General features: G+C 67.0%; 6 protein-coding genes. 2 read left to right on the top strand and 4 right to left on the bottom strand.

Annotated features, from left to right (window positions below):
• Positions 1-103 precede the first annotated feature (103 nt).
• Entirely contained in the window at positions 104-1444 is a 1341-nt protein-coding gene (locus IR187_RS15365) for a PQQ-dependent sugar dehydrogenase (protein WP_194955456.1), read from the bottom strand.
• A gap of 180 nt (positions 1445-1624) precedes the next feature.
• Between IR187_RS15365 and IR187_RS15360 the strand changes: the two genes are divergently transcribed.
• Positions 1625-1840, top strand: coding sequence for a hypothetical protein (locus IR187_RS15360; protein WP_194955455.1), 216 nt, complete (start codon positions 1625-1627; stop codon positions 1838-1840).
• A 111-nt stretch (positions 1841-1951) separates the two neighbouring features.
• Here IR187_RS15360 and argC read toward each other — a convergent pair whose 3' ends face one another.
• From argC to IR187_RS15345, 3 genes are all read right to left on the bottom strand, one after another.
• The gene (gene argC, locus IR187_RS15355) at positions 1952-2878 is read right to left on the bottom strand and encodes an N-acetyl-gamma-glutamyl-phosphate reductase (RefSeq protein WP_194955454.1); all 927 of its coding nucleotides are present in this window, start codon (positions 2876-2878) and stop codon (positions 1952-1954) included.
• A 4-nt stretch (positions 2879-2882) separates the two neighbouring features.
• The gene (locus IR187_RS15350; RefSeq protein ID WP_324187710.1) at positions 2883-3827 is read right to left on the bottom strand and encodes a C40 family peptidase; all 945 of its coding nucleotides are present in this window, start codon (positions 3825-3827) and stop codon (positions 2883-2885) included.
• Positions 3828-3913: 86 nt separating this feature from the next.
• Entirely contained in the window at positions 3914-5317 is a 1404-nt protein-coding gene (locus IR187_RS15345; protein ID WP_194955453.1) for a leucyl aminopeptidase family protein, read from the bottom strand.
• 55 nt (positions 5318-5372) lie between these two features.
• Between IR187_RS15345 and IR187_RS15340 the strand changes: the two genes are divergently transcribed.
• Positions 5373-6206 (top strand): DUF4163 domain-containing protein, encoded by an 834-nt coding sequence (locus tag IR187_RS15340; protein WP_194955452.1) that lies wholly within the window; start codon positions 5373-5375, stop codon positions 6204-6206.

Below are 6206 nucleotides of genomic sequence, written 5' to 3'. Positions count from 1 at the left end.
CCGCCCCTTTTCTTTGGTCCCCGATGCGGCGGGCATCCCAGAGCGGTTTACGCTACTCTGGTTTGCTTCGCTGCGCTCGCAATGACGAAAGCGACAGTCGGGCTTACCCCGCCTTCGCGACCCGCCAGATCACCCCGCCGCTATCGTCGGCGACCAGCGCGCTGCCGTCCTTCGCCACCTTGACGTCGGCAGGACGACCGCGCGCAGTCTTGTTGTCCGCTGCCAGGAACTGGTCGAGCAGGGTGACCGGCAGCGCGTCGACCGGCTTGCCATTGGCGCCGAACTTGACGAACACGACGCTGTAACCCGCCGCCGGTTCGCGGTTCCACGACCCGTGCAGCGCGATCAGCGCGCCGTTGGCCCAACGCTCGCCCAGGTCCAGCCCCTCGGTGAAGGTCATGCCGAGCGGCGCGGTGTGCGCGCCCAGCCCATATTCGGGGCGCTTGACATATTGGCGGCGGTCTTCGGCCTCGGGTTCGACGCGCGGATCGACAAAGCCGCCCCAATAATACCAGGGCCAGCCGTAAAAATCGCCCTCGGTCACGTCGGTCAGATAGTCGGGAACCAGATCACTGCCCAGCATGTCGCGTTCGTTGACCACCGTCCACAACCGTTCGCTGCCGGGGTAATAGGCCAGCCCGACGGGGTTGCGGATGCCCGCGGCGAAGGTGCGCATATAGCCATTCTCGGGACGAACCTCGAGCACTGCGGCGCGGCGGAATTCGCGGTTCATGCCCTTTTCGCCGATATTGCTGTCGGCGCCGACGCCGACGTAGAGCCAGCCGTTCGGACCGGCGACCAGGCTTTTGGTCCAGTGGCGGTTGGTACCCTTGGCGGGCAGGTCGACGATCTTCCGGGGCTTGCCGCTCATCTTCGTCTCGCCCGCGACATAGGGAAAGGCGAGCAGCGCGTCGGTATTGGCCACATAAAGCGTATCGCCCACCAGCGCCATGCCATAGGGCGAGTTGAGGCCGGTGATATAGGCGGTCTTGACCTCTGCCTTGCCGTCGCCGTCGGCGTCGCGAAGCAGGGTAATGCGGTTCGCCGACACGCCCCCGGCGCCCGCTTTGCTCATCAGGCGGCCCATGATCTTGCCCTCGATCCCCGAATTGTTGCGCGGCGGGCTCTGTGCTTCGGCGACCAGCACGTCGCCATTGGGCAGGACCAGCATCGTGCGCGGATGATCGAGCCCATCGGCGAAGCGCGCGACGGCCAGTCCCTGCGCGGCGCGGGGCGCCTGACCCGCAGGCCAACCGGTAACGCCGGGCACGTTGATCGTCGGGAAGGTTTCCGCCTTTTGCGACGCCATCACCGGCACCCGGCCGCTGAGTTCGGCGGTGGTGAAGCGCGCGACGTCGGGCCGCGACATGATGTACAGCGTGACGCCGCCGACGACGGCCAGCAGCAACAGGGCGAGGGCGACATATTTCAGGATCTTGCGCATGGCGCTTTACTACACCGACTAGGCGCGGCGGCAAAGGGGCGAAACATCGCTGGCGCGCGCGCCATGGTTAATCGAGCGGGTAGCGAGATTAACCTTACCCGGCTCTTCATCAAAGTTGGGAACGGCGCGGTGAGGGGCGCGAGCTATGACGGGTGCATCAAGGCGACGGACGGGGACTCCATGCAACTGCCTGCACCATTTTTGTCCGATCGCGCCGCGGTCGAGGATGCCCATGCGCTGATCCGCATGCACGGCGACGAGGCCGGCTTTGCCGCCGCCGCGCGCGCCGAGCAATATCGCGTGCTAGGCAACCACGTTCATTTCGCGCGCTGGCGCCAGATCGAACGGCTGATCACCTATCTGGCGGTCGAGGACGTGCTCGACACGGTGCATTGAGCACAAGCATCGCAACACATTCGTCATTGCGAGCGAAGCGAAGCAATCCAGGGCGGTTTGCGCTACTCTGGATTGCCGCGTCGCTTCGCTCCTCGCAATGACGGCGGAGAGCTAAAGCCGCAGCCCTGCCGTTTCCGGCAATCCCGCCATGATATTGAGGTTCTGGACGCAGGCGCCGCTGGCGCCCTTGCCCAGATTGTCGAGCCGCGCGATCAGGCGCGCCTGGCTGGCGTCGGCATTGCCGAAAACGAAAAGTTCGATGCGGTCGTCCCCGGCGTTCGACCCGCGGAGCAGCATTTCGCCATCGGACGGGGTTTCGCCCATCACGACGATCGGGCTGCCTGCGTAGAAATCGGCCAGAGCGCCGCGCAGCGCGTCGGGCGAGCCTGCCCCCGCCATGACCGAGAGCGGCAGCTGCACATCGACCACCATGCCGCGATGCGCGGGGATGACTGATGGCGAAAACAGAGGCGCGACCGACAGGTCGCAATGCGCCTGCATCTCGGGCACATGCTTGTGGCCCAGCCCCAGCGCATAGCCGCGCCAGGCGATGTCGCGGTCCTGTTCGAACCGCTCGATCAGCGCCTTGCCGCCGCCCGAATAGCCGCTGACCGCGTTGCAGGCATAGGGCCAGTCGGCGGGGAGGAGCCCCGCGCGGATCAGCGGCGCGATCAGCGCGATAAAGCCGGTCGAATAGCAGCCGGGGTTCGACACCCGCGCGGCGTTCGCCACCGCGTCATGCCCGGTGACTTCGGGCAGGCCATAGACCCAGCCCGCGGCAGTACGGTGCGCGGTCGATGCGTCGATGACGCGGGTGCGGTCGCCCTCGATCATCACCACCGCCTCGCGCGCCGCATCGTCGGGCAGGCAAAGGATGACGAAATCGGCGTCGTTCAGCGCCTCGCGCCGCGCATCGGCATCCTTGCGCCGTACCTCGTCCAGAACAATCAACGAAAATTCGGCGCGCCCCGCCAGTCGCTCGGCAATTTCGAGGCCCGTCGTGCCCGCCGCGCCGTCGATGAAAACCGTCTGTGCCATGATGTTATCGCAGTCGTTTATAGCCGCTCACCGGCGGGCCATGATCCTTGGCGGCCGAGCGTGCGATGACGTCGGCCAGCGGCTCGGCTTTCACTGCCATCCATCGTCGGCTGGCGTGGATGATGTTTTGGCTGTCGGCCATGATCCCGACATGGCCCGGGAAAAACACCAGATCGCCGCGCGCAAGCGCCGAGGGATCGGCATCCTTGTCCGCGCCCAAGGCCGCAAGCTGCAAATCGCTGTCGCGCGGCAATTGCACCCCCGCGGCGGCCCAGCTCAGCTGGACCAAGCCCGAACAGTCGATGCCCTTCGACGTGCGGCCGCCCCACAAATAGGGGGTGCCCATCAGTTCCTCGGCGCGTCCGGCGGGGTCGGCGTCTTCGCTGCCGACCTCGACCAGCGCCGCGAGCGGCAAATAGCCGTGCGCCGTCGCGAGCCACTCGCCCTCGACCTCGCCCATCACCAAAGCGCCGCGCGGCAGGACGGCTGGGCCGCCGCTCGCTGCGTCGGGCGCGTTGTGCAGGATCGCTTCGATCATCTCGACGCGGTGCGTCGGGGCAATCGGTGCGGCCAGCGCATCGGCGGACAGATAGCCGACATAATGGTCGGCAAGACAGTAACCCCACGCCCAGCCGCCCGTCAGGTCGAGCAGCGCAAAGCCTTCGCCAAACAGCAATTCGCTGGTCTGGTCGGCGTCGAGCGACGGCGATCCGCGCAGCACCGCGGCGGGCAGGACCCCGCTGCGCATCATCGGCGCCGCATAATGGGGGGCGAAATGCTGCCCGGCGACCGCGATGTCTGCCAGATCGGGGCGGATCGCGGTGACGCGCGGATCGTAAGCCTGCGACGTGCCCGTCAGACCAAAGCGATCGCGGCCTGCGCCGACCGCTCCGGGACGTCCCATCCGCACACGGCCTGCTACCGAATTTTCGCCGCTTTCGCCTGTCACTTGCCGTCCTGTTGCCACGGGCGTCCGCGCTCTTGGCGGACAATCGCGCGCCATTAGACCAGCAGGGGTCGCTTGATCAAGAAAGTTCAGGCTTTGCCGCGCCGGTCGTACCGGCGCTGCAGCATGGCCCAGGCGGCGCGCAATCCCAGCGCGGCGCCACCCTTCGGACGTCCGGGCTTGGCCGCCGGTCGCCAGGCAAAGGTGTCGAGATGCGCCCACAGCGCGCCGTCGGGGACAAAGCGTTTCAGGAACAGCGCCGCGGTGATCGTCCCCGCAAAGGGCGAGCTGCCGGCATTGCCCAGATCCGCCACGTCGGTTTCGAGATACTCGGCATAGCCATCCCACAGCGGCATGCGCCACAGGGGGTCGTCGCGTTCGATCCCCGCGGCCAACATCGCTTCCGCCAGCGCATCGTCATTGGCGAACAGCGCCGGCAGGTCGGGGCCGAGCGCGACGCGCGCAGCCCCGGTCAGCGTTGCGAAATCGACGATCAGCTCGGGTTTGGCCTCGCCCGCCTTCGCCAGCGCGTCGCCCAGCACCAGCCGCCCTTCGGCGTCGGTGTTGCCGATTTCGACCGTCAGACCCTTCCGGCTCTTGAGGACATCGCCGGGCCGGAAGGCATCCGAAGAAATGGCATTCTCCGCCGCCGCGACCAGGCAGTGCAGCCGCACCGGCAAGCCGCTCGCCATCACCAGTTCGGCGAGCGCCAGCACGTGCGCGGCACCGCCCATATCCTTTTTCATCAGCCGCATGCCCGATGCGGGCTTGATGTCGAGTCCGCCGCTGTCGAAACTGATCCCCTTGCCGACCAGCGCGACGCGAGGATGATCCTCCTTGCCCCATGCGATCTCGACCAGCCGCGGCGCGTGATGCTTGGCGGCGGCGCGCCCGACGGCGTGGATCATCGGATAGCCCTGTTCCAGTGCCTCGCCCTTGGTCACCGTCAGCGTGCCGCCGTGCGCCTTTGCGATCCGTGCGGCTTCTTTTTCAATTGCTGCCGGACCCATGTCGGCGGCGGGGGTGTTGACCATGTCGCGGACCAGCGCGACGGCGCGCGCTTCAGCGACCATCGGGGCGATCGCGCCGACGTCCGTCGTCAGCAACACGCGCGGCCCTTTGGAGGTCGGCTTGGAACGATAGGTATCGAAACGATATTGCGCGCTCATCCAGCCGAACAGCGCCGCGCCGGGCTGGCGGTCGTGCAACCGGTAACGGCCCTCGGGCAGAATTTGCCCCAGCTTGGCAAGGCACCAGGCGGACAGGCTGTCGACATTGGCGACGCTGGTCACGACGGCCCATCGATCTGGGTCGTCGGCGGGCAGGATGGCGTGGACATAGGCGTCAGGCTTGAAGCCAACCGCGGCCAGGTGCGCGCGCTCGCGCGGGCTGCGCTCTTTCAGCCAGCCGTCATAGCTTTTCTGGTCGACGAGATGGATGGTGTGCGCGTCCTGCCCTTTGTCGGGCTGGATCAGGTCGGAATAGTCGGTCATGCGAAGGGTGCTAGGCCGCCGGGGATATTTTGTCGATTCCCGGCGTTGTGCTGGCATGACAATGGCATTCCCGTCCTCCCGCCTTGCACCCGTCCTCGCTGCCGCGGCGCTGCTCGCCGCCTGCTCTGCTGACAAACCCGATCTGGCCGAAGAAGAGGCCGCGGCGAGCGTGCCCGGCGCGCCGCCGGGCGGGGCTTCCGACCTGCGAGCCCGCCGCGCCGCCGCCTCCGACGTGCGGCAAAGCGACGATCTGGTAGAATTTGCCTATGCCTATCCGCGCGATGCGGCGGTAATTCCGCGATTGGCGGAATGGCTGGACAATGACCGCGAGACCCGGCGCGACGCGCTGCTCGCGGCGTCGCGGCGCGACCAGACGGCGGCGGAAAAGGCGGGCTTTCCCTATCGCCGGCACAGTCATCTGCAAAAATGGCAGATCGTCACCAACACGCCGCGCTTCCTCAGCCTGTCCGCCGAGATCGAAACCTATAAGGGTGGCGCGCACGGGATGACCAGCTTTGCGACGGTCCTGTGGGACCGAAACCGCGCCAGGCAGTTGCAGCCGCTCGATCTGTTTACCAGCGGCGAGGCGTTCGATGCCGCGATCCGCGAACCATTCTGCGCCGGCATCAAGCGCGCCAAGGCGGCGAAGGGCATCGTCGCGGAGGAGGCACCGGACAGCCCGTTCGCGGGTTGCCCGCCCGCTTCGGCGCAGACAGTGTGGCTCGGGTCGTCGGACGGCCGCTATCTCGACCGGATGACGATCGCGATCGCGCCCTATGAAATCGGGCCGTTCGCCGAAGGAAGCTACAGGATCAACGTGCCCGTCACCAGCGCGGTGGCCGGCGCGGTCAAGGACGCGTTCCAGCGCGACTTTCTGCCAATTGACTGA

It is taken from the genome of Sphingopyxis solisilvae (assembly GCF_015475875.1).
Taxonomy (GTDB): Bacteria; Pseudomonadota; Alphaproteobacteria; order Sphingomonadales; family Sphingomonadaceae; genus Sphingopyxis; species Sphingopyxis solisilvae.
This window is presented reverse-complemented; position numbering and strand designations above follow the sequence as displayed.